Annotated in this window: 23 protein-coding genes; 17 read left to right on the top strand and 6 right to left on the bottom strand. The window is 40.0% G+C overall.

Annotation, left to right across the window (positions count from 1 at the left end; genetic code table 11):
* The first annotated feature begins 7 nt into the window (after positions 1-7).
* Together ACYZ0U_RS11785 and ACYZ0U_RS11780 are read left to right on the top strand one after the other, a co-directional pair.
* A complete protein-coding gene (locus ACYZ0U_RS11785; protein WP_461452445.1) occupies positions 8-730 on the top strand; it encodes an SDR family oxidoreductase in 723 nt (240 codons plus the stop codon).
* A gap of 485 nt (positions 731-1,215) precedes the next feature.
* Positions 1,216-1,359 carry a hypothetical protein gene (locus ACYZ0U_RS11780; protein ID WP_461452444.1) on the top strand — a complete coding sequence of 48 codons (144 nt, stop codon included), beginning with the start codon at positions 1,216-1,218 and terminating at the stop codon, positions 1,357-1,359.
* Positions 1,360-1,487: 128 nt separating this feature from the next.
* Here the strand turns inward: ACYZ0U_RS11780 and ACYZ0U_RS11775 are convergent, their stop codons facing one another.
* A complete protein-coding gene (locus ACYZ0U_RS11775) occupies positions 1,488-1,910 on the bottom strand; it encodes an acyl-CoA thioesterase (protein ID WP_461452442.1) in 423 nt (140 codons plus the stop codon).
* 149 nt (positions 1,911-2,059) lie between these two features.
* Here ACYZ0U_RS11775 and accC point away from each other — a divergent pair, with 149 nt between their 5' ends.
* Positions 2,060-3,541 (top strand): acetyl-CoA carboxylase biotin carboxylase subunit, encoded by a 1,482-nt coding sequence (gene accC, locus ACYZ0U_RS11770; protein ID WP_461452440.1) that lies wholly within the window; start codon positions 2,060-2,062, stop codon positions 3,539-3,541.
* Here the strand turns inward: accC and ACYZ0U_RS11765 are convergent.
* Positions 3,533-3,991 (bottom strand): NUDIX domain-containing protein, encoded by a 459-nt coding sequence (locus tag ACYZ0U_RS11765; RefSeq protein ID WP_461452438.1) that lies wholly within the window; start codon positions 3,989-3,991, stop codon positions 3,533-3,535. The genes accC and ACYZ0U_RS11765 overlap by 9 nt on opposite strands.
* 57 nt (positions 3,992-4,048) lie before the next feature.
* Here ACYZ0U_RS11765 and ACYZ0U_RS11760 point away from each other — a divergent pair, with 57 nt between their 5' ends.
* Positions 4,049-4,633 (top strand): riboflavin synthase, encoded by a 585-nt coding sequence (locus ACYZ0U_RS11760; protein ID WP_461452436.1) that lies wholly within the window; start codon positions 4,049-4,051, stop codon positions 4,631-4,633.
* Between the two features lie 84 nt (positions 4,634-4,717).
* Positions 4,718-5,008 (top strand): hypothetical protein, encoded by a 291-nt coding sequence (locus ACYZ0U_RS11755; RefSeq protein ID WP_461452434.1) that lies wholly within the window; start codon positions 4,718-4,720, stop codon positions 5,006-5,008.
* A gap of 121 nt (positions 5,009-5,129) precedes the next feature.
* On the opposite strand, the gene hscA is transcribed toward ACYZ0U_RS11755, so the two are convergent.
* A complete protein-coding gene (gene hscA, locus ACYZ0U_RS11750; RefSeq protein ID WP_461452432.1) occupies positions 5,130-6,998 on the bottom strand; it encodes a Fe-S protein assembly chaperone HscA in 1,869 nt (622 codons plus the stop codon).
* Positions 6,999-7,300: 302 nt separating this feature from the next.
* On the opposite strand from hscA, the gene ACYZ0U_RS11745 reads away from it, so the two are divergent.
* The 3 genes from ACYZ0U_RS11745 to ACYZ0U_RS11735 all read left to right on the top strand — a co-directional run bounded on the left by ACYZ0U_RS11745 (position 7,301) and on the right by ACYZ0U_RS11735 (position 11,634).
* Positions 7,301-7,444 (top strand): GIY-YIG nuclease family protein, encoded by a 144-nt coding sequence (locus tag ACYZ0U_RS11745; RefSeq protein ID WP_461452430.1) that lies wholly within the window; start codon positions 7,301-7,303, stop codon positions 7,442-7,444.
* A gap of 365 nt (positions 7,445-7,809) precedes the next feature.
* Positions 7,810-10,677: a TolB family protein gene (locus ACYZ0U_RS11740; RefSeq protein ID WP_461452428.1), complete on the top strand. Its 2,868-nt coding sequence runs from the start codon at positions 7,810-7,812 to the stop codon at positions 10,675-10,677.
* A gap of 18 nt (positions 10,678-10,695) precedes the next feature.
* A complete protein-coding gene (locus ACYZ0U_RS11735) occupies positions 10,696-11,634 on the top strand; it encodes a hypothetical protein (RefSeq protein ID WP_461452426.1) in 939 nt (312 codons plus the stop codon).
* 224 nt (positions 11,635-11,858) lie between these two features.
* Here the strand turns inward: ACYZ0U_RS11735 and ACYZ0U_RS11730 are convergent, their stop codons facing one another.
* Together ACYZ0U_RS11730 and ACYZ0U_RS11725 are read right to left on the bottom strand one after the other, a co-directional pair.
* Positions 11,859-12,602, bottom strand: coding sequence for a copper homeostasis protein CutC (locus tag ACYZ0U_RS11730; protein ID WP_461452424.1), 744 nt, complete (start codon positions 12,600-12,602; stop codon positions 11,859-11,861).
* A 42-nt stretch (positions 12,603-12,644) separates the two neighbouring features.
* Positions 12,645-13,667 (bottom strand): N(4)-(beta-N-acetylglucosaminyl)-L-asparaginase, encoded by a 1,023-nt coding sequence (locus ACYZ0U_RS11725; RefSeq protein WP_461452423.1) that lies wholly within the window; start codon positions 13,665-13,667, stop codon positions 12,645-12,647.
* A gap of 67 nt (positions 13,668-13,734) precedes the next feature.
* On the opposite strand from ACYZ0U_RS11725, the gene ACYZ0U_RS11720 reads away from it, so the two are divergent.
* Genes ACYZ0U_RS11720 through ACYZ0U_RS11710 form a run of 3 tightly spaced genes read left to right on the top strand, consistent with a single transcriptional unit; the run spans position 13,735 to position 15,630 of the window.
* Positions 13,735-14,700 (top strand): helix-turn-helix transcriptional regulator, encoded by a 966-nt coding sequence (locus tag ACYZ0U_RS11720; protein WP_461452421.1) that lies wholly within the window; start codon positions 13,735-13,737, stop codon positions 14,698-14,700.
* Positions 14,701-14,749: 49 nt separating this feature from the next.
* A complete protein-coding gene (locus ACYZ0U_RS11715) occupies positions 14,750-15,178 on the top strand; it encodes an SRPBCC family protein (RefSeq protein ID WP_461452419.1) in 429 nt (142 codons plus the stop codon).
* Positions 15,179-15,180: 2 nt separating this feature from the next.
* Positions 15,181-15,630 (top strand): GyrI-like domain-containing protein, encoded by a 450-nt coding sequence (locus ACYZ0U_RS11710; RefSeq protein WP_461452417.1) that lies wholly within the window; start codon positions 15,181-15,183, stop codon positions 15,628-15,630.
* A gap of 5 nt (positions 15,631-15,635) precedes the next feature.
* Here the strand turns inward: ACYZ0U_RS11710 and ACYZ0U_RS11705 are convergent, their stop codons facing one another.
* Complete coding sequence (locus ACYZ0U_RS11705) at positions 15,636-16,970, bottom strand: dihydroorotase (protein WP_461452415.1); 1,335 nt, start codon at positions 16,968-16,970, stop codon at positions 15,636-15,638.
* 101 nt (positions 16,971-17,071) lie between these two features.
* On the opposite strand from ACYZ0U_RS11705, the gene ACYZ0U_RS11700 reads away from it, so the two are divergent.
* The 6 genes from ACYZ0U_RS11700 to ACYZ0U_RS11675 all read left to right on the top strand — a co-directional run bounded on the left by ACYZ0U_RS11700 (position 17,072) and on the right by ACYZ0U_RS11675 (position 23,603).
* A complete protein-coding gene (locus tag ACYZ0U_RS11700) occupies positions 17,072-17,578 on the top strand; it encodes a hypothetical protein (RefSeq protein ID WP_461452413.1) in 507 nt (168 codons plus the stop codon).
* Positions 17,579-17,681: 103 nt separating this feature from the next.
* Positions 17,682-19,028, top strand: coding sequence for a DEAD/DEAH box helicase (locus ACYZ0U_RS11695; protein WP_461452411.1), 1,347 nt, complete (start codon positions 17,682-17,684; stop codon positions 19,026-19,028).
* 8 nt (positions 19,029-19,036) lie between these two features.
* A complete protein-coding gene (locus ACYZ0U_RS11690) occupies positions 19,037-19,303 on the top strand; it encodes a hypothetical protein (RefSeq protein WP_461452409.1) in 267 nt (88 codons plus the stop codon).
* A 6-nt stretch (positions 19,304-19,309) separates the two neighbouring features.
* Positions 19,310-19,642, top strand: a complete 333-nt coding sequence (gene gldC / locus ACYZ0U_RS11685; protein WP_461452408.1) for a gliding motility protein GldC — start codon at positions 19,310-19,312, stop codon at positions 19,640-19,642.
* Positions 19,643-19,646: 4 nt separating this feature from the next.
* Positions 19,647-20,063, top strand: a complete 417-nt coding sequence (locus tag ACYZ0U_RS11680; RefSeq protein WP_461452406.1) for a hypothetical protein — start codon at positions 19,647-19,649, stop codon at positions 20,061-20,063.
* A gap of 96 nt (positions 20,064-20,159) precedes the next feature.
* Entirely contained in the window at positions 20,160-23,603 is a 3,444-nt protein-coding gene (locus ACYZ0U_RS11675; RefSeq protein WP_461452404.1) for a response regulator, read from the top strand.

The following is a 23,603-nucleotide window of genomic DNA, read 5'->3' as shown; positions in this document are numbered from 1 at the left end:
CTTCAACATGAATTTATCAAACAACAAGATCCTGATTACAGGTGGCGCATCCGGCATTGGCTTAGGATTAACTGAACGATTTTTAAAGGAAAATAACACCGTAATCATTTGCGGCAGGCGGGAAGACATTTTAATTAAAGCTCACGAAAAATTTCCGGCTGTAATCACTAAGATATGCGATATTTCCAATGAAGAAGAGCGCATCGGGCTTTTCAACTGGGTTATGGAAAATCACCCGGATTTGAACGTGTTGGTTAACAATGCCGGCATCCAAAACTGGATGGGTATTGCCGATGATGATTTTTATGAAAAGGCTGAAAGCGAAATTTCTATTAACATAAACGCGCCTATCCAATTAAGTCAGTTATTTTTAAAACTTAAAAACTTAAATACAATTATGAATGTCACCTCGGGCCTGGCATTTGTGCCGCTATCCAGAGTTCCGGTATATTGCGCAACCAAGGCATTTATGCGCTCGTTTACACTATCATTAAGGCATCAGCTCAAATCAACCAATACCGAAGTAATTGAGATCATCCCACCGGCTTTAAATACCGATTTGGGCGGTAAAGGTATTCATGATGAGCATCCTGCCGTAAGCGATTTTGTGGAGTCGATATTTAAACAACTGCAGGAAGGTAAAGTAGAACTCACCTTTGGCACCAGTGCCTCAAGAACCGAAGCAAATAACGCAACCATCGCCGACTATTTTAACCGGATGAATCCATAAGTATTTGCCTTAATTTATCCTTGGGCATTTATGCTGATACAATTAACCGGTTATATACCGGTTTTTTTAATACAGTTTATTTTATGAATTTTTGCTTTACAGACAGGGTGATCCTGATCAATTAGGCTAAATAATTGAAATACTTACACTTAAATAAATATCAATTTTATACCTTGTTTGCATGCGATATTTTTCATTGATTTTTATTTGTTTCATTTGTACAATAATTGTATTTTCTCAAACTAATCAACACATGACATTGCTGTAAAACTTTCTCCTTACAAAAATTGCGCGGTTTACATTGGCGGATATTATGGCAAAAGGGCCAATCCTGGTCGATAGCGCAAAATATTTATTTTTCTGGGATCCTACCTGCCCGCATTGCCAAAAGAATTACCCCGTATAGATAGTATTACAAAGCGAAATTAACTGCATTAGGCGTTAGGATTTTTTGCGTTAATGTAAATGATGCTTCATTAAAAGAAATGAAAGATTTTATAAAGGATAAGCACCTGAGTGCTGATTGGATATTTGCATATCAAACCAAAGAACAGGAAAAAACTATAGCCGACCAGGGTATGTTACACTATTTACAACTTTATGATATTGCAAACTTCCCGTTATTTTAGTGATTAATAGTGAGAAATATATAGTAGCCCAAAATTTAAATATCGATCAACTTTACAGGCTTTTGGAATTGAAATATAATCAGCAGGTCAAGTAACAGCTTAAAATTCAGAAAGAGATTAGATTTATTTTAATCACAAACCTTGCTTGCCACATAATGTTCGATAACATCCTGCGGAATGGCGATACCCTTGCCGGTTACCATATCTATCATCACAAAATCAAACCAACCATCGCAGCATATTTTTTTTGTGGCTTTGCTTACGATAGAAAAGTTTACCCGACATTTTTTTGCGTCAATACTGTCAACACTTGTACGCACTAAAAAATATTCGCTCATTTTTAAAGCGCGCTTAAAGTCCATTGCCACACCACGTACCAGCCAGCCAAAACCACGCTCTATAAATTTATCCATACCCAAACCGTAACAACGCTCCATTTGGTCGTAACGGGCAGCCATCACATAATCAAAATAGCGGCTGTTATGTACATGGTTGTACATGTCAATATCATCGGGGCGTACACGGAGTTCGGTTTCGTAAGTTTGGAACATGATAATCGAATTCAAAAATCAAAAGTAAAAATTCAAAACGCATCGCATAAGTATATTACAAACTTGGGGCAAGAATGTTATTTTAATAGATATATGACCGCATTAATTTTCTGTACGACGAATAGTAAAATCTGTTACATTTGTTTTGCATGCAAAAAATATTGGTTGCCAATCGCGGCGAAATAGCTTTAAGGATAATGCGCTCTGCGCGCGAAATGGGTATAAAAACAGTCGCTGTTTATTCAGATGCCGACCGCGACGCGTTACACGTTCGCTATGCCGATGAAGCTGTGCATATTGGCGAGGCACCATCCAATCAATCCTATTTAGCAAGTGACAAGATAATTTCAGCCTGCAAACAAACAGGCGCCGAAGGGATACATCCCGGCTATGGTTTTTTATCAGAAAATGCTGCATTCGCCAGGCAAGTCCGCGAAGCAGGATTGATATTGATCGGACCTTCACCCGAAGCAATGGAGGTAATGGGTAATAAATTATCCGCAAAAGCTGCAGCCATGAAATACGATATCCCCATGGTACCCGGAACAGAAGAAGCCATTAACGACGTTAACGAGGCCAAAAAGCGCGCGGTTGAGGTTGGGTTTCCAATCCTTATCAAGGCAGCGGCAGGGGGCGGCGGAAAGGGTATGCGTATTGTGGATAGCGTTGCTGATTTTGAAGAGCAAATGCAATTAGCGGTATCAGAAGCCACATCTGCCTTTGGCGATGGGTCGGTATTTATCGAAAGATATGTATCATCCCCACGACATATTGAAATACAGGTTTTGGGCGATACACATGGTAATATACTCCATTTATTTGAACGCGATTGCTCGGTACAGCGCAGGCATCAGAAAGTAATAGAAGAAGCACCATCATCAGTGTTAACGCCGGAGATCCGAAAGGCGATGGGTAAATGCGCGGTAGATGTTGCGCGTTCTGTTAACTACACAGGCGCGGGAACAGTTGAATTTATTATGGATGACCAGTTGAATTTCTTCTTTTTAGAAATGAACACCCGTTTGCAGGTTGAGCATCCTGTAACAGAGTTTATTACGGGAATCGATTTGGTGAAGGAACAGATCCGCATTGCGAGGGGTGAGGCTATCAGCTTTAAACAGGAAGACCTAGAAATAAACGGCAATGCTATTGAATTGCGTGTTTATGCTGAGGACCCGGCAAATAATTTCTTACCGGATATTGGCACCCTGCAAACTTACATTACCCCGAAAGGCCCCGGCGTAAGGGTTGATGATGGCTTTGAGCAAGGTATGGAGATCCCAATCTATTACGATCCTATGATCGCCAAGCTGATCACCTATGGAAAAGATCGTAATGAAGCCATTGAGCGAATGATCAGGGCGATTGACGAGTATCACATCACCGGCATTACTACAACTTTAGCATTCGGCAAATTTGTGATGCAGCACGAGGCTTTTACATCAGGCAATTTTGATACGCATTTTGTAAAAAAATATTTTAATCCCAAAGTTTTACAAACAGGCAATGAGGAAGAAGCTTTAATAGCCGCATTGTTAGTTGAACAATTATTAGGTAATAAGAAGATTAACAATAATAACACTCTTATTGCCGAAAACAGTAACTGGGTAAAGAACAGGAAATTAAATTAGATCTGTTAACCTGTTTACTAATTCCGCCTGCGCCGGGTTGATCTTTTTCTTTGCCTCATCCACCTTAAACCATCCTGCACGGTCGATCTCAGGAATGGTTATCTTTTTGCCGGATCGGGGAGGCCATTCCACTTCGCAGGTATTGCTGAAGATGGTTTCGTGGTCGATGTCACCTTCAACCGCCCATGCATAAACAGTTTTGCCGCTTTTCTGCCTGATCGACCCTAATGAAATAAACTCGCCATCGATGGGTTGGCCGGTCTCTTCCTCAAATTCACGTTTGGCAGCGTCGAGCGGTGTTTCGTCGTCCAAGAATTCGCCTTTAGGTATCGACCAGCTGCCTTCATCTTTATTTTTGAAAAAAGGGCCACCGGGATGGGCAAGGAAAACCTCTAAAATGTTATTTGTATTTCTGTATAAAAGTATTCCCGCGCTTTGTTTGGTGGACATAGTGTAATATTAGTTATGCAATTAACATAAATAAGCGCAAATAGTTAGTTTTGAAACATGTTTACAGGAATTATAGAAACATTAGGAAAGGTTGTCGATCTGCAAAAAGACCAGGGCAATCTGCATATAACTGTTGAATCAGCCATTGCTGCGGAACTAAAAATTGATCAATCTGTTGCGCATAACGGCGTATGTTTAACTGTTGTTGCCATTGCGGATGGTATACATACCGTTACCGCCATTGAAGAAACGCTGAATAAAACTAACATCGGGTATTTAAAAGTCGGCGACCTGGTAAACCTGGAGCGCTGCATGCAAATGAATGCCCGGTTAGATGGCCACATTGTACAGGGCCACGTTGACCAAATCGCTAAATGCGTTGGTTTTAAAGAGCTTGACGGCAGTTGGGAGTACACCTTTGAATATGATAATGCTACCGGAAATGTAACGGTTGAAAAAGGCTCAATTTGTGTGAATGGCATTAGTTTAACCGTGGTAAATTCTACTGCTAATGGTTTTTCTGTAGCGATAATCCCTTACACTTTTGAGCACACTAATTTGCAGAATGTATGCGAAGGCTCAGTAGTGAACCTGGAGTTTGATATTATCGGGAAATATGTAGCTAGGTTAATGAACAGATAGTCTCTGCCTTCATTCGAAATGACAACGTTTTCAAACAAAATTCCTTTCCCATAGTTGTAGTAGTATAATTTAAAACATACTACTATGGATAAGATAAGAAAATTTGAGCTGATGGAAAAGATAGTCCATGAATTGGAAGATTTGAAAAACAGCCAGCAAGCCATCATACAAAAATTAGGAAAAATTGAGGTAGACAATATTGATTTGGGTGATAAACGCCTTGAAAAAGACCTGCCCGATATGCACCAGCGTGTTGCAGATAATTTGGATACGATAGCTTCTATTTTAGAAGACTTTGCTAATCAAGCTGATAATTATAGTAAGACTAATAATATTTCGGCTTTGAAGGAACAGGAAGAAATAGACAAATTATAATATTGAAAATCCCCGGAAATGGGGATTTTTTTTGCCATTCTATGCAAACGAAGATTCCGCACGTTGTAAACTACTTACAGATTCTCAAACTTGCTCAGAATGGCATTTTGATTTAATATTTTTACTCCACTCCGTCATCTATACTCTTTCCCTTCATCGCCGTACTGATCGCCTGATCCATTAAGCGTTCGGCAAAAGGGCGGGTAAATTCATTCAATTCATCAATAGCTTTGTGAATAGCATCTTTATCGTCGCTTGTGAGTGAGGATTTTAATACTTCAATTAATTTATTGGTTTCTACAGCCTCTTCAATGGTGATATGTTCTCCGTGCTTACGAACAAATCCTTCTACTGTGTATACCATTTGCTCCCCTTCGGTACGGGCCTCGATCAGCATACGTTTGGCAACGTCATCTTTGGCATGGGTAATACTGTCTAACAACATTTGCTCAACCAGGTCGTCGGTTATGCCATAGGCTGGCTTAACTTCAACCTCTTGTTTTACACCGGAGCGTAATTCAATAGCTTGTATGGTCAAAATACCATCCGCGTTCAGCAAAAAGTTGATATCAACCTTAGGGAAACCTGCAGGCATGGATGGGATACCTTTCAGATCGAACTCTGCCAATTTGCGGTTCTCACTGATCAGGTCGCGCTCGCCCTGGTAAACAGCGATCTTCATATTTACCTGTCCGTCAATAGAGGTAGTGTATTGCCTGCCGGCTTTGGTTGGCACTTTAGAGTTACGGGGTATGATCACATCCATCAAACCACCCATGGTTTCAATACCTAAAGAAAGTGGGGTAACATCCAGCAATAAAATATCGCTGCGGTTACCGGCCAATATATCAGCCTGGATGGCAGCGCCTAAGGCAACCACTTCATCAGGGTTAACATCATCATGTACAGGCCTACCGAAAAAATCGGCTACCATTTTTTTAACTAAAGCGGTACGGGTTGAACCACCAACCATCACAACCTCATCAATTTTATCAACGGTTAAACCGGCATCTTTTAAGGCATTTCTGCAAGCCTGTATAGTTTGCTCCACTTTAGGCAATATCAGCGACTCAAAAATTTGTTTATCCAGTGTACACCAAATATCACCGATCTTATCATTTACTAAATTCTGGTGGGCAAATGCTTTTTTGGTTTCTTCGGCTTTAAGGCGCAATTGCTGGGCAAGCTCGTGGTTTTCGATCAGCTCGGCTTTGTTTAGCTGGTTCTTTTCGATCCAGTAATCAACAATTGCACGGTCAAAATCATCACCGCCTAAAAAAGTATCGCCATTAGTGGCTAACACCTCGAAGATGCCGTTTTGGATCTGCAGGATGGAGACATCAAATGTACCTCCGCCTAAATCATATACGGCTATGGTTTTTGTTTCTTCGGGATTTAAGCCAATGCCGTAGGCTAAACTTGCGGCGGTTGGTTCGTTTACAATGCGAAGAACATCGAGTCCGGCTAACTTGCCTGCATCGCGGGTTGCCTGCCGCTGGGAATCGTTAAAGTAAGCCGGAACTGTGATTACCGCACGATTTACCGGGGTTTTTAGCGCATGCTCGGCACGGGCTTTTAGTTCTTTTAGTATCAGGCCCGAAAGTTCGATCGGGGTATAGAATTTATCGCCAACCTTTATTTTTACCAGGCTTTCGGTGTTGTCGTCGATTACTTTATAGCTGAAGAAGTCTTTGTAGTTCTCAATGTCCTTATAAGCACGGCCTAATAACCTTTTTACAGAGAAGATGGTGTTATGCGGATCGGTAGTGAGGTATTCTTTAGCTTCATTACCTACGGTGATATCGCCTGTTTCGGAGAAATGGACGATAGATGGTACCAGAACACCTTTACCCAGATCGTTAATTACCTGTGGTTGTTTATCCTGGTTGATGAAGGCCACCAATGAGTTGGTAGTGCCCAGATCGATGCCGACAATGATTTCTTCTTTTTGTAATGAACCCGTTGCCAGGTTGATAGATACTTTAGCCATGGTACTGTGTTAACAAGCCGCAAATGTACTTAGTTTTAGCAGATGATGTGTCATGTGAGTTTCGGATTTGTTAGGGTATATATGTTATTACCACATCGCAATTCTACAATATGTCATTGCGAGCGGGTTGTGGAGTGGGTTGTGTGAGCGAAGCAAACTCGTAGCTGCGCAGATGTTCACCAAGCGACGAGTTTGCTTCGCCGCGCAGGGCTTTACTCGGGCCTGCTCGTAATAACATGGTTGAGATAATATGTAAATTAACTTCGCTTTTATTTGGTTGATATTTTCACAATATTTGGTTAATGGCTAGCACTCAATATCGTGTTTATATCGTAACCAATAAATCTAATACAACCTTCTATAATGGTGTTACCATTAATCTTCAAGAGCGCATCTGGCAACATCGGCACGCGATGAGTTTGCTTCGCCGCGCTGGGCTTTCCTAAGCCTTTGCTCGCAATGACATGGTAGAGAGGGTTGGTTGATAATTTTTAAGTTAGTTTGCATTAGCTACGAGTTTGCTTCGCCGCGCTGGGCTTTCCTAAGCCTTTGCTCGCAATGACATGGTAGAGAGGGTTGGTTGATAATTTTTAAGTTAGTTTGCATTAGCTACGAGTTTGCTTCGCCGCGCTGGGCTTCCCTCAGCCTTTGTTCGCAATGACATGGTGACGAAGATTGTAGTATTCTGTAACAAAACAATTAACCTTCAAATTCTCTAATGCTGTAAATTCTATTTCTGATATTTTGTGTTTACTTTCACATCTGCATGAATAAACCTATAATACCCCTCATAATAAGTATTTTATTACTGATGATCACGGTCACTAAAGCCCAGGAATTTGGCGGTAACCCGCCATCCATCAAATGGAACCAGGTGAATACACCGGCGGCTAAGGTAATTTTCCCGGTTGGGTTGGATACCGAGGGTGTTAGGGTAGCCAACATTGTTACTCAAATGAACGGCGCTATACAGCCAACTATCGGCAACAAACAGAGGCAGGTGAGTATTTTAATGCAGAACCAGACGACGATTACAAATGCTTATGTGCAGCTGGCACCGTTTAGGAGCGAGTTTTTTTTAACGCCGGAACAGAATAGTTTTGATATTGGCAGTTTGCCGTGGCCGGAGCAATTGGCTATACATGAATTTAGGCATGTGCAGCAGTACAATAATTTTGATGTAGGCCTATCCAAAACCATGCGGTTTTTGTTTGGCGAGGGTGGACAGGCAGTAGCGAATGACCTTGCTGTACCAAACTGGCTTTTTGAGGGTGACGCGGTTTTTAACGAAACACATGTGAGCGAACAGGGACGGGGGAGGCTGCCTTACTTTTTTAATGGTTTCAGGGCTTTGTGGGCTGATGGGGTTGATTATAGCTATATGAAGATCCGCAATGGATCATATAGGGATTATACGCCGGATTGGTACCCGCTCGGTTATATGATGGTGAGTTATGGGAGGGAAAAATACGGCGATGATTTTTGGAAGAAGGTTACGCATGACGCGGCGGCTTATAAAGGTGGGTTTTACCCTTTTGAGCGGGCGATAGAGAAATATTCAGGTAAGGATTTTGATCAATTTAGAGAGGCTGCTTTAAGTTATTTTAGAAGTCAGTTTGAGTTTGCGCCGTATATGAAATCAATTGATTCATTACGTAAAGCAGACTCTATCAAAAATCAAGGAAAAAACATCGTTACGATGTACGATCCTGCAATTACGATTCATCCATTTTTAAAACACAAACATTTTGACGCGGATAGGGAATATCCTGCTTATATTGATGACCATACGCTCATTTATACTAAAACCAGTTATGATCACACACCAGTTTTTGTAATCAGGGAGGGAAATACAGAACGTAAGATCAGTACCCGCAGCTATTCGCTGGATAATTATTTTGACTACCACGATGGTAAGATCATCTACGCCAGCTACCGCCCGGATCTGCGTTGGACTTACCGCGATTATAGTGAACTAATCTTACTCGACATACAAACTGGGAAGGAACATCGCCTTACCAAAAGCAGCAAATATTTCGCGCCCTCATTTAGCGCGGATGGTAAAACCATTGCTGTGGTACAGGAAGCAACATCGGGTAAATGTGATGTGCATTTATTGGATGCTGCTACAGGTAGCTTACTAGCCGTGGTGCCTAATAAACAACATTTGTTTTACACCTATCCTAAGTTTTATGGGCGGGATCATTTGGTTGCGGGGGTGAGGAACAGCAGGGGGCAGATGTCGCTTGCTGTGATCAATATTAAAACCGGGGATGCCAAATACTTGCTGCCGTTTACTTATCAGCCTATCGTTTTTCCGCATCTGCATGGCGATACGGTCTATTTTTCGGCAACGAGTGATATTAACGATAGGTTGTTCGCTATCAATTTAAAAAGTAAAAAATTGTATGAATTGAAGGGTGATTCGCTGCATTACTTTATAGGGAATTATGAGACATCTGTTACGGATAAGAAACTGGCCTGGGTTAGTTTTACGGCTTATGGGTACAAAATTCACGAGATTGATAATTCATGCGTTCAATGGGATCAGTTGCCAAACGGATCTATCCCCGGTACATTGCCGAACTTTAATATATCGGCTTTAACGCGTGATTCCTCGACCAACTTACTGGCATCGGTACAAAATAAACCTATGGATATTACGAAGTATCATAAGGCTTATCACTTGTTTAACTTCCATAGTTTAGTGCCGAATATTGACGACCCGAATTATACATTGGAGATACAGGGTGAGAATGTACTGAATACTTTCCAATCGGACATTTTGTTTAATTATAACCGCGATGAAGGCTATAAGCAATTTGGTTTTGATGCGTTGTACGGCGCTTTGTTTCCGTACGTTACGGCAAATGCAAATTATATTATAGACCGGCGAGCTTTATACCGCGGCAGCAATGTTTATTGGAACGAGACCAGCGTGCAGGCCGGTTTCGAACTCCCTTTCAATTTCACCCGCGGAAAAAGCGTTACTTCGATATCAATAGGCAGCGATTTGGTTTACAGCAGCAATAGTTTTCAGCAGGCTTACCGTGCTTTGCTTAACGGCACATCTTATTCTTACCTGTATAATTACCTCAATTTTTACAACAGCACCTTACAGGCGCAAAAAAATATATTTCCTGCTTTTGCACAAAGCATACAACTACAATTTGAGAACTCCGTAACCGGTCAAAATTCAACCCAGTTTTTGGCGACCGGCAACTTTTATTTCCCTGGCTTGTTTCTTAATCATAGTTTATTTTTTAATGGCGCTTACCAGCAGAAGGGCAGCGATAATAACGTGATCAATTATTCAAATAACTTTCCATTTTCGAGGGGATATACAGCAGAGAACTATTACAATATGAACAAGCTTGGCGCTAATTACAGCTTCCCGATCGTTTACCCTGATGCAGGCGTAGCCAATACCATATACATTATGCGCGTCAGGGGCAACGCTTTTTATGATTATACCCGCGCCAATGATTTTTATGTAGACGGATCTAAATTCAAGGCTAATTTTAATTCGACGGGGTTAGAGGTTTATTTTGATACCAAGTGGTTTAACCAGGAGGCGATCTCCTTTGGTTTTAGATATGACCGCTTGCTTGACCCTGATTTATATGGCGGTACGGGCAGGAACAGGTTTGAGTTTATTGTTCCGGTGAGTATTTTTTAGGTAGAAATGAAGATAACTATGCAAAAATTTTTATTTGGCCTTTTAATTTTCTTTGCGATAACAGGATGTACAGTATTAATAATAACCCTAATAATTTATTATCGATATTCTCATATTCTTTGGTTTAAAGATATAGACAAGGACTATTTTGGAGTGCTTGGCGAGTTTATTGGAGGAGTTGTTGGAACATTATTCAGTATAATTACAACAATATTAGTGTACATAACATACAATTCTCAGCAAAAAGATGTAATTGAAAATAAACGGTTACTCCAGAAGCAAATCGACTTAAGCATTAAACCTGATGTCTTTTTTACCAATTCGATATTCTATGGCTTTTCAAGAGTTACAGATACTGGAGAATGTTATGCATTAGATTTCTCTAATAATGCCAAGGCAATGACTGAAGGCATCAACTATTATGTGTCTGTTGACATGGTAAATATTGGTGTTGGTGTTGCAAAGAATATTGAGTTTAAGTGGGATTTCAATTTAAAAGAAATACAAACCTATCTGCAAAAGAATTATGAAAATAATCCTGTAATAATAGAAGGCATCGACAATCCATTTGTAGAGCTTAATATAAATGGAATAAAAGATAAAATTGTTTTGGGACAGCCTTACTATCAGGTAAAAAGACGGCGCGATATTTTATTATCTCATAACGACTCTGCCAGTAAATTTCAAATACAATTTCCACTCCCTTATATGATTTTGTATTTTATTGCTATAAGGTTAAGTATAAAAAACAGAAAAAATAATCTAAATTCATTTATGGCATTGGATGACTTTCCAATTTGTAAACTCCATTTAACTTACGCAGATATTTCAAGCGAAAAACATGTGAAAGAATTTAATTTTTTATTTTCCGGGTTAGGTTCTTTTGCATTAAAGCCAAAAGAAAGTGAGATAATGCTGAGTTATGAAGTGTTTGCACATGAAACAGAAAGTGCATAAATCACTGCTTTTTGAGATAAAAAACGTTGGTTTTTAATGTTTTTTTCGTCAAAAATCAGCATTAGTGATACTTTTTGACTATTTTCGGGTCATTTTAAGGCTAAAAACGGGGATAAAGTGCCGTTTTTTCGATCTAATACCGTGTTTTTGTGGTCAAAAAGGGCGTTTTTTGGGGTTAAAAATATTTCAAATGTATCAATTGTGTCACCTGTTTGGTGGTACATTCAGGCATTAGCCGCAGCAATTATTTTTTTCACAATTTCCGCATCGGTCTGGTCAAAACTGTATTCGTCGTGCATCACTTCACCCATGGCAATATGGTCGTTTTTAAATAGCATTTGGCTATGTACTATTCCACGTGCTGACGCGTGGATCTCCTGAACACCGGTATAATGCACCAGGTCGGCAGCATTATGATCGTTTACTCCCGCACCGGCCATAATACTGATACGCCCGGCAGCCTTGTCAACCAAATGCGCCAGCATTGCCGACCCTTCAATCGCGCTGCTTTTACCACCGGAAGTTAAGATGCGTTCGCAACCCAGTTCAATTACATCTTCAAGGGCCTGGTATTGGTCGGCACAAACATCAAAAGCCCGGTGAAAGGTAATACCCAAACTGAACTGTTTAGCCATGCGCACTAATTCAAGGTTACGCTCTTTGTCGATGGTTCCATCAGCTTTAAGAATACCTATAACAATACCATCGCAACCGGCTTCAATACAATATCTTATATCGGCTTGCATGGTTTCAAACTCAATATCGTTGTAGAGGAAATCGCCGCTACGTGGACGGATCAATACGTACAATTTAATATGCAACAACTTGCGTGCCATGGTAATTTGTCCGGGCGATGGGGTAGTGCCACCTTCCTTCAAATTATCGCACAGTTCTACACGTACAGCGCCACCATTTTGGGCAGCTAATGCAGAACTGATAGAATTAGCGCAAACTTCAAGAGAGATCATAAAACAAAGGTATACAGTAAACCGTATTTTTCAGCAAGAACTTTAATACTCTACCGACTCATAATGGCTTTTGCCAGGTATTAACAAGTCCTGGGTTTTATCATTACAAACAGCGTATTCAAAGCCCTTATGTATAGCGTAAGCACCATGCTCACCTTTTTTGTTGATGGCTAAAAAGCCGACCTGTATGTTCTTGGCAGTTTCAGGTTTCTTTTTTATGATACGTTCAACAGCCATACGGCAAGCATCCTCGGGATGGTAACCCTGGCGCATTAATTCCACCACTAAAAAACTGCCTACGTTACGGATCACTTCTTCGCCAACACCTGTTGAGGTGGCTCCGCCAACTTCGTTATCAACAAACAAACCGGCACCGATGATCGGGCTATCACCAACCCGGCCGTGCATTTTAAAAGCCATGCCGCTAGTGGTACAAGCGCCCGATATATCTCCCTTAGCATCCAAAGCCAGCATGCCAATAGTATCGTGGTTGTAGTGTCCACCTGGGGTATGCTGCTGATTCTCAATATTCATTACCGGAGAATATTTAGCGGTCTTTAGCCATTCCTTCCACGCTTTTTCTGATTCAGGCGTAAGTAATTTTTCCTTTTTAAAACCCTGTTCTACAGCAAATTGGGTGGCACCTTCACCAACCAGCATAATGTGTGGTGTTTTCTCCATAACCAGCCGCGCAACAGATATTGGGTGGGCGATATATTCCATCGCGGCTACAGAACCGCAATTTCCAAACTCATCCATAATACAGGCATCAAGCGTTACGTGACCATCACGGTCAGGGTAACCGGCACGGCCGACGGTATGGTTCTTCATATCAGCTTCCGGTATGCGAACTCCGGCTTCCACAGCATCCAAAGCCCGGCCACCGGCTGATAATGTTTTCCAGGCTTCCTGGTTGGCCTGTATGCCAAAGTTCCAGGTTGAGATCACGATTGGGTAACCGGCAGGTTCTGTTCTGCTGATCGGCTTTGCAAGAATTAAATTTGAAATGGCTGCCAACGACGTAGTTGCAGCTGTTACTTTGATAAATTTACGACGGCTATACATTTCGCTAATATAAAAATTAGTAAAATGTATACCTTAATTATGTGTATTTTCTTTAATATTGAAGATAATGAACCGTATCGACCGCATATCTGCCATTCTTATTCAATTACAATCGCGCAGGGTTGTGAAAGCAAGCGATATTTCCGAACGGTTCAACATCAGCCTGCGAACGGTTTATCGTGATGTTAGAACGCTTGAAGAAGCAGGCATTCCGCTAATTGGCGAAGCAGGAGTGGGCTATTCTATTATGGATGGTTATCGCTTGTCGCCGGTTATGTTTACCAAGGAGGAAGCAACAGCACTTTTAACCGCAGAAAAATTTGTGGAGCAATTAGCAGATGCTGCGACCATCGCTAACCATAAATCAGCTATGTATAAGATCAAGGCGATATTGCGATCTGCCGAAAAAGACCTGCTGGAGGATATCGATCCAAACATCCAGGTGATCATTAATAATCAACAACCCAAACAAACTGCCAATAATTATATCCAAAATATACTTGACAGCATCCTTCAAAAAAACGTGCTTAGTATAGACTATTTTGCACACCACAGCCAAAAAGATACCAAACGCGAAATAGAGCCGGTAGGCATTTTTTGTATGGATACTAACTGGCATTTGATAGCTTACTGCCTTTTGCGAAAGGATTATCGCAATTTCAGGATAGATCGTATCAAATGCCTTAACACAACAGATAAAAAGTTCAACAAGCAACACCCTACCTTAAAAGCCTACATAGCGCAAACCGCTAAAGAAAAGCAATTGGAAATGGTAATTATTAAGGTTGAAAAAAAAGTTTATCCAATGTTAAGTTATCAGAAGTACTGGAGTGGATTTGTATCCGAAAAAGATTTGGGCGATCTGATAGAAATGACCTTTCTTACGGTATCGCTTGAGGGCTTTGCCCGCTGGTATATTATGTTTGCCGATAGCGCCGAAATATTGCACCCTGAAAGTTTAAAGGAACGCATCAAAACCATCACACAAAATATTCTGCAAAAAATTGATCAGCCCGATTTCCTGCTGACATAGGGTTGTCAGCAGCCGGTAGTAATTTTGGTATAACAATCAAAATACTATTATGGAAACATTAACATCACAAACAATAATCACCTTTCATGCATCGATAGAAAAAGTTTGGCAAGGCTTAACCGACCCTACTATTGTTAAACTATATTTTTTTGGAACAAATCTACAATCCGACTGGCAGCCAGGCAGCCGCATAACCTTTAGCGGCGAATGGGAAGGCCATAAATATGTGGATGGCGGTAAGATATTAGCTATTGATGCACCACGTCTGCTTAAATATAACTATTGGAGCAGCATGTCGGGTACGGAAGATAAGCCTGAGAATTACCACAACGTAACTTATGAGCTTAATGAAGCTGGTGGTGTTACAACATTAACCATTACCCAGGATGGTATTAAAAACCAGGAAGCTGCCGATCACTCTGGGCAAAACTGGAAAACAATATTTGATGGTTTAAAGGATATTCTTAAGAGTATATAATCATGAAAACAGAAATTATAGATCAGGATGGGTTTTACATTGTCGGGATAGCCGTACGTACGACTAACCAAAACGGGCAATCAAAAAAAGATATAGATGACCTTTGGTTTAAATTTATGGATGATAATCTGATAAAACACATTCCCAACAGGGAATCAAACGACGTTTATTGTGTTTACACCAATTATGAAACAGACCATACCGGGAAATATACTGCCATATTGGGATGCAAAGTAAATTCTTTAGCAAATATTAGTAACAGGTTTACCGCTGTATCAATATCGGCAGGTAAATACCAGGTTTATTCTTTGAAAAATAAATTATCGGAGGTAATTAGTGCAGCATGGCAACATATCTGGACAAGTGATATCAATAGAAAGTATACATATGACTATGATCTGTACAGTTCAGATGCTGAAAACGGCATGAAAATTTCATTAGCAATAAACTGACAGGTTTACCTGGTAAAACTTAACCTTTTACCGGGTATACCTTCGTTTAGCTTATTGTTACTGTAGGCCACATTACCTGATACAATAGTGTGAGTTATTTTAGATTGAAAAATAGTTCCTTCAAACGGACTCCAGCCGCATTTATATAGGATGTTATTCTTATTTACCTGCCATTTTGAGTTCAGGTCAACCAAAACTATATCGGCCCAATAACCCTCGCGAATGTAACCTCGTTTCTCTATTTGAAAACAAATAGCCACGTTATGCGCCATTTTTTCAACGACCTGTTCCAATGTTATTTTGCCCTGGTGATAAAGTTCCAGCATAGCCGGTAAAGCGTGTTGCACTAACGGGCCGCCGGATGGTGCCTGTAGATAAGGCAGTGCTTTTTCTTCGATGGTGTGTGGCGCATGGTCGGTGGCGATCACATCGATACGGCCGTCTAATACCGCTTTTAAAATGCCATCACGGTCGTTTTCCGTTTTAACTGCAGGATTCCATTTGATCAGGTTGCCCTTTGTTTCGTAGTCCTTATCACTAAACCACAAATGGTGAATACAAGCTTCAGCGGTTATCCGTTTTTCTTTTAAGGGTATTTCGTTGCTGAATAAATGTGTTTCTCTTTCGGTAGATATATGCAGGATATGCAGCCTTGTATTGTATTTCTTGGCAAGTTCAACTGCCATTGATGATGACAGGAAACAAGCCTCGGCACTACGGATTATAGGATGCAATGTTACGGGTATATTATCACCCAGCAACTCTTTATAATGCGCTAAGTTAGTTCGAATGGTTGCCTCATCTTCACAATGAGTTGCAACCAGCATCGGCGAGTTTGAAAAAATGTTTTCCAATGTCTTAGGATTGTCCACCAGCATATTACCGGTTGATGAACCCATAAAAACCTTAACACCACAAACATTGGTGGTATCGGTTTTCAAAACCTCATCAATATTATCATTGCTCGCACCCATAAAGAACGAGTAGTTAGCCAATGAGTTATGTTTACCGATCTCATATTTTTGTTCAAGCAATTCCTGTGTTAAGGTGTTGGGCACTGTATTTGGCATCTCCATAAAGGATGTAATACCACCGGCAACCGCGGCACGCGACTCCGAACGAATATCAGCCTTATAAGTCAAACCTGGCTCACGAAAATGCACCTGGTCATCAATGCAACCCGGGAGTAAATGTAATCCTTCCGCATTAATGATTTGGTCTGCTGGTTTGTCTATCTGCTTGTCGATCTGCTCAATAAAACCATCTTTAATAAATAAATCGGCAACAAATTGTTTGTTTTCGTTAACTATAGTAGCGGATTTTATGAGGATGGATGACATAATGCAAATATAGATTGAAATGCCTAAAATGTTAAATATAGAATTGTATTGATTTGATACTTACACAAATTATATTTGCTTACCAATTCAAAACTGAATTAATGTTAAAATCTACCTCAACAAAAATTATCATATTAATAGCAGTTATTTGTTACGGTATTTTATTGTTAAATACTGTGACAACGAAGCATGTCAATAACAAGAATGTTAATATCATTACAGGTCATTTTAATGGGATTCATGAATTTTTTGGAAAAGGAGAGCATCACTACACCATATATTTAACGGAAGGAAATAAAGCTTATAGTACAGGTGACTACAGTTCAAGTTGTTTTTCTTACAGTTATTTTAAGAATGCTGTAAAAATCGGCGATATGGTGAAAATTTATATCTCCCAAAATAGCTATTTAACAAATTCTGAAGTAGTAGCTGTAGATGCTGGTAAATGGGAATACATGACATTTGATTGTTTTAATAAACAAGTTGATAAAAATAAAATTATTATACCGCTGTGGGGTGCTTTCTACGCTATTTGTTTAACAGGTATGTTAATTGGTTTAATAGAACGATTTAAAGGGTCGAGGAGCTACCAAAAGAATTACAACTAACAACTATCAAATTATTATAGATTATTCTAATTGCTAAGTTCAACTAATAAGTCGTAGTGAGCTTTAGGATTTTCCTACTAAAAGAAAACACTATCTTTGCCGAATGGCTGTAATATTCGAGGATTTTAATTTTAACCGGCAAATACTGAACGCGATTGCCGATGCCGGTTATACCGAAGCTACACCCATACAGCAAAAAGCTATCCCCCCGATCATGAACGGGCAGGATGTGATGGGTATAGCGCAAACGGGGACCGGTAAAACCGCGGCGTATATGTTGCCTATCATTATGCGGTTGAAATACGCTCAGGGCGATAGCGCAAGAGCCATCATTATAGCGCCAACCAGAGAGTTAGCCATACAAATTGAAGAGAATGCCAAGCAATTTGCAGTTTACACCGATCTGCGGATCGTATCTGTTTATGGTGGATTAGGCCCTAAGACACAGATCGAGAATATTAACAAGGGAGTTGACATCATCGTGGGCACTCCGGGTAGGTTTATGGATATTTACCTTGCGGGCCACATAGTCACCAAAACATTGCAGGTATTGGTTTTGGATGAGGCTGATAAAATGATGGATATGGGCTTTATGCCGCAGATCAACCGAATTTTAGAAGTTGTGCCTGTTAAAAGACAAAACCTGCTATTCTCAGCTACCATGTCGGATAAGATCCACCAGTTATCTAATAATTTCCTGGAGTTTCCAACAATTATCGAAGTTACTCCACAGGCAACTCCCGCACAAACGGTAAACCAGGTTTTGTACCATGTGCCGAATGTTAAAACGAAAATCAACTTGCTTAAAAATTTGTTAGATCAACCGGATGATATTAAAAAACTGATTGTTTTTTGTAAAACCCGTGCCGCTGCCGAGGATGTATATAAATTCCTGTTGCGGAAATTTGGTGAGAAAGAAGTAAAGGTGCTTCACGCCAATAAAGGTCAAAATACACGTATCAACAGCATCAATTCATTTAAAAATGATGAGGTGAAAATATTAGTAGCTACCGATGTTGCTTCACGAGGAATTGATGTGAGTGATGTAAGCCATGTGATCAATTTTGATGTGCCTGTAGTAATTGAGGATTATGTACACCGTATTGGAAGAACCGGACGTGCGTTTCAATCAGGCGAGGCGATTACATTCAGTACACCATCCGAAGAATATTATCTGCAAAAGATTGAGAAACTGATCAGGCAAACCATACCGGTGTCGCCAATTCCGCCGGATGTTTTTATTGAAGAAACGCCGTATGAAGAACGCCAGGATCAGGCACGGGAGATCGACATGCAAAAGCGTAAGGAAGATCCTGATTTTAAAGGTGCTTTCCACGAAAAGAAAACGTTGAACCAAAAGATCAAGTTCAAGGCAGAACGGGATAAAAAGAATCCAAATTCAAAATCACCAAGAACAAAATCGCCAAAAAGTTATCGTAAAAAACATTAATATACTACATGAAGGTTAGGATCACCCCGTTAAATTTTGCCAGCGCGCTATTTTTATTCCTGGCGTTTTACGTTTGGATGTATGGCGCTAAAACTGTGGGAATGCAGGTGAAGCAATTAGGTACCGCTATTGGCTGGATATTCTTATTTTTTGCTTTAGCAGTGTCATTTTTAGATGTTATGCTCCGGAATTTTTTCCCCGAAACCAAAAAAATATGGATTGTAGAGCTAAGCTTTATAACTTTGACCGCAATAATATTCTTAATTGTCAGATAATAAAAAATGAAGAAAGCAGAGATAAAACTAATCATTGATATGGACGAAAATAATGTGCCTGATAATATTACGTGGGAATCAACCGACTCACAAAATAAAGAGGCACTTCCGGTAAAATCAATGATGTTAGCCTTATGGGATCATAACTACAAAAATACTTTACGCATTGACCTTTGGACTAAAGACATGCCGGTTGATGATATGAAACGTTTTTTTTACGAAACCCTGCAAACAATGGGCGACACATTTTTAAGGGCTACCGGCGAAAAAAATATTGTGGAAGACCTTCGTGATTATTGCGCTCATTTTGCCGATAAAATGGACCTGAAACAACAATAAAAGAATGAGATTACCTGCACTCTTATCATTTGCCGGTTTTGTGCTGATCATTGCTGCAACATTTTGTCCGCTGTTAAGGGTTTTTCATGTAGCAAACTGGGATGCCTATGCGCTGAATAAACCTTATGCTATGGTTTTGCTGCTGATTCCTGTGGTAGGTATTATCGGTACTGTATTTAACCAGATAAAAATAACCCGGCTTGCAGCTTGGTTATCCCTGGTATTGGTTGTTGTATTTTATATAGCCGCTATCCTTAAAGTCGAAACCTCGTTTGGTTTTATACCATTTCATTCCATATCAGGTTTTTTATCCAGTCAACTTAAATTTAAATGGGGATGGTATTTACTATTTATCAGTAGTTTATTAGCTGTGGGTGGTACTTTGGTAAGTAAAAAAGCTGGCAATTTTAAAATTGATTAATTCTATTAAATGATTTAGCAAAACCTTAAGTTGTTCAATCATTATACTATGAATTAATTTTTTTTAACATATTTGTATCACATTAATCTATCCTAAATGTTAAAACTGTCCTTTCGAAACCAGGTACTTACCGGTTTCATAGCATCAATTATTTTAGTTCTAATAGTTGGTGTACTATCCGTAAAAAATATCAACCAGTTGGAGGATGACACCAAGCTGGTAGAACACACACAAAAGGTTATAAAAACATCAACTAATTTGTTGCAGTTGATGATAGATGCCGAAACAGGTATGCGTGGTTACGGAGCAACTGCTAATCCTGTTTTTTTAGACCCTTATACTGCCGCAATACCTCTGATCCATACCGATCTTGAAAATTTGCACACACTTATTTCTGATAATTCTGTAGAAGTTGCCCGTGTCGATTCATTAAATGCGCTTGTTGCTAATCAACTAGGGATATTAAAAGCTAATATTGAAACCCGCTCCACAAAAGGCCTTGATTACATGGTTCAAAGTGGTATGTTTTTGAATGGTAAGAAAAACATGGATGAGATCCGATTACTCACCAACCATATCATTGATACAGAAAACAAGTTATTGAATGATCGTAAATTAAGTTCTGAAGCTGCATCAACTAAAGCTATCATATTTATAAGTACAGGTTCTGCAATTTTTCTGGTAATCATTATTGTTTTGTTTTATTATATACAACGCACATTTGAGGAACAAAAGAAAATAGAAGAAGAGATACGTATTGCCAATATTGAGCTCGAAAAAGTACTGGCTGAAAACGAGGCTAAAAACTGGCTGCTTACCGGAACCGGCATCTTAAACGAAAAAATGCAGGGCCAGCAAAGCGAGAAAGATCTTGCCGAAAATATTTTAAACGAAGTAGTAAATTATACTAAAGCATTTTCGGGAACATTCTACCTGTATAATGAAGCGGAAGAACGCTTGGAGTTGTATGCTTCTTACGCTTTTCATGATCTGAGCGTTTTGAAAAAAAATGTTAAATTAACTGAAGGATGGTTAGGGCAGGCTGCCAAAAATGGTAAGATGGCTGTTGTTAAAGGTAAATTCAACGATAAGCTTGATCTGCAAAGCTCCATTATTTATGACAACCAGGTTGAAAGCATTATTTTACCATTCACATTTGATAAACGCCTGATCGGCGTTATGGAGCTGGCTTTTAAAGATGAACTGGATAAGAATATTCAGGATTATATTACTGAGATAGCCAATGATATTGGCATTGCTATAAATACCGCACAGGCACGTACCATCATGAACGACCTGTTTGAGGAAACCCAGCAACAAGCCGAGGAACTGGAAGCGCAACAGGAGGAAATGCGTGTTACCAACGAAGAGCTGATGAACAAAACAGAAATGTTGGAAGCATCTGAAGAAGAACTGCGTGTACAGCAGGAAGAACTGCGCAGCATCAACTCCGAGTTGGAGGAAAAAGCCAGCTTATTGGAAGAAAAAAACCAGGCTATCGAAGAAGCACGAGCGTCTATAAATCTTAAGGTAGAGGAACTGGAAACTACCGGTAAATATAAATCAGAATTTCTGGCTAATATGAGCCATGAGTTGCGCACGCCTTTAAACAGTATTTTGGTTTTGGCGCGTATACTGAAAGATAATAAACCATTGAACCTCTCAGAAGATCAGATCAAATATGCCAGTGTGATATTTAATGCCGGGAATGATCTGTTAACACTGATCAATGATATTCTTGATCTATCCAAGATTGAATCAGGAAAACTTGAAATGCAAAACGAACAAATTAAAATAGCCGACATATTGAAGGATATGGAAATGCTTTTTGCCGAAGTTGCATCAAACAAAAATATTAAATTCACCAATAGCGTTAAGGATGTACCTAAGGCCCTGTTTACTGATAAGGTTAGGATAGAACAGGTGATCAAGAACCTGTTATCAAATGCATTTAAATTCACACCTGAAGGTGGTTCAATAGCTATTGATGTTATACCCGGTCCGGTTGAGAACACTATCAGTTTCAGCATAAAAGATACAGGTGTTGGTATCCCTAAGGAAAAACAACGTATTATTTTCGAAGCTTTCCAGCAGGCAGATGGTTCAACAAGCCGTAAATATGGAGGTACCGGTTTAGGGTTGTCGATTAGCCGGGAGTTAACTACTTTATTGGGCGGTACTATTACATTGAACAGCGAGCCGGGAGTTGGGAGCGAATTTATATTAACCGTTCCGTTTGAAGCTAAGGCCGTGCCCGTTTCAGAGGAAGAATCAGTACCGACGGTAGAAAATTTCAACCCAACGAAAGCTAGCTTCCTAAAACCTGCTGCTCAATTAGCGCGTGATCCAAACAGGGAACCGTTGGTTATAATTGTGGAGGATGATAAGAACTTCGCTAACATTTTGCAGGATTACTCCCGCGATCATGGCTACAAATCAGTGATGGTAAACGAGGGTACCAACGCCGTAGAGATCATTAAAGAGCATATGCCTGATGCCGTAATATTGGATATTATGCTGCCGGGTAAAGATGGATGGCAAATATTAAAAGAGTTAAAAGCATCGCCCGAAACTATGCATATCCCGGTCCACTTAATGTCTGCTGGCGATACACCGGCAAACAGGGTTAGGCGCGAGGGGGCTATCAGTTTCCTTAAAAAACCGATTGATACAGGTGCATTGGATAAACTGTTTACAGATATTATGCAGCAAAACGGCGCCAAATTCAAGCAGATATTATTGGTAGAGGATCATAAGGCACAAAGTCAGGCATTGAAAGAAATGATGGAAAACCAGGGTATCACGGTTGATCAGGCTTTTGATGGTGAATCAGCATTCAGGATGTTACATGAGCGTGAATATCAATGCGTCATCTTGGATCTTAACCTGCCTGATATTTCAGGATTGGACTTGTTAGATAAGATCAAAGAAGTTGATGAATTTGCCGAATTACCGGTTATCGTAAACACCGCTATGGAACTGGATAAAATATCAGTAAACAGGCTGATGAAATATGCAAACGCCATGGTCGTTAAAACCAGCAAATCATCTGACAGGCTTATTGACGAGGTTAATCTGTTCCTGAATAAGATCAGCGAAGTAAACAAACGTCCGTCACCACTAACAGGTTCGGCAGAAAAAGCATTTAATAAAGGAAAGGATGCTATTAAAGGTAAAAAAGTACTGATTGTTGATGATGATATGCGTAATATCTTCGCTTTAAGCAGTGCCCTGCAAACCTATGACCTGATAGTTGAAATAGCCAACGACGGGGAAGAGGCAATAACCAAGCTTGAAGAAAACAGCGACATTGATATTGTGCTGATGGACATCATGATGCCTAAAATGGATGGTTACGAAGCAACTCGTTATATTCGTAAACAAAACAAATGGGCCAAGTTACCTGTAATAGCTTTAACCGCAAAAGCAATGAAGGATGACCGCGAAAAATGCATAGCGGCCGGCGCGAATGATTACATCACAAAACCGGTTGATATGGACAGGTTAATTGCATTGATGCAGTTGTGGTTGGGTAATTAA

It is taken from the genome of Mucilaginibacter sp., from assembly GCF_965225845.1.
Classification (GTDB): domain Bacteria; phylum Bacteroidota; class Bacteroidia; order Sphingobacteriales; family Sphingobacteriaceae; genus Mucilaginibacter.
Note: the sequence above shows the minus strand (reverse complement) of the source record. Positions and strands in the feature narration are given on the sequence as shown.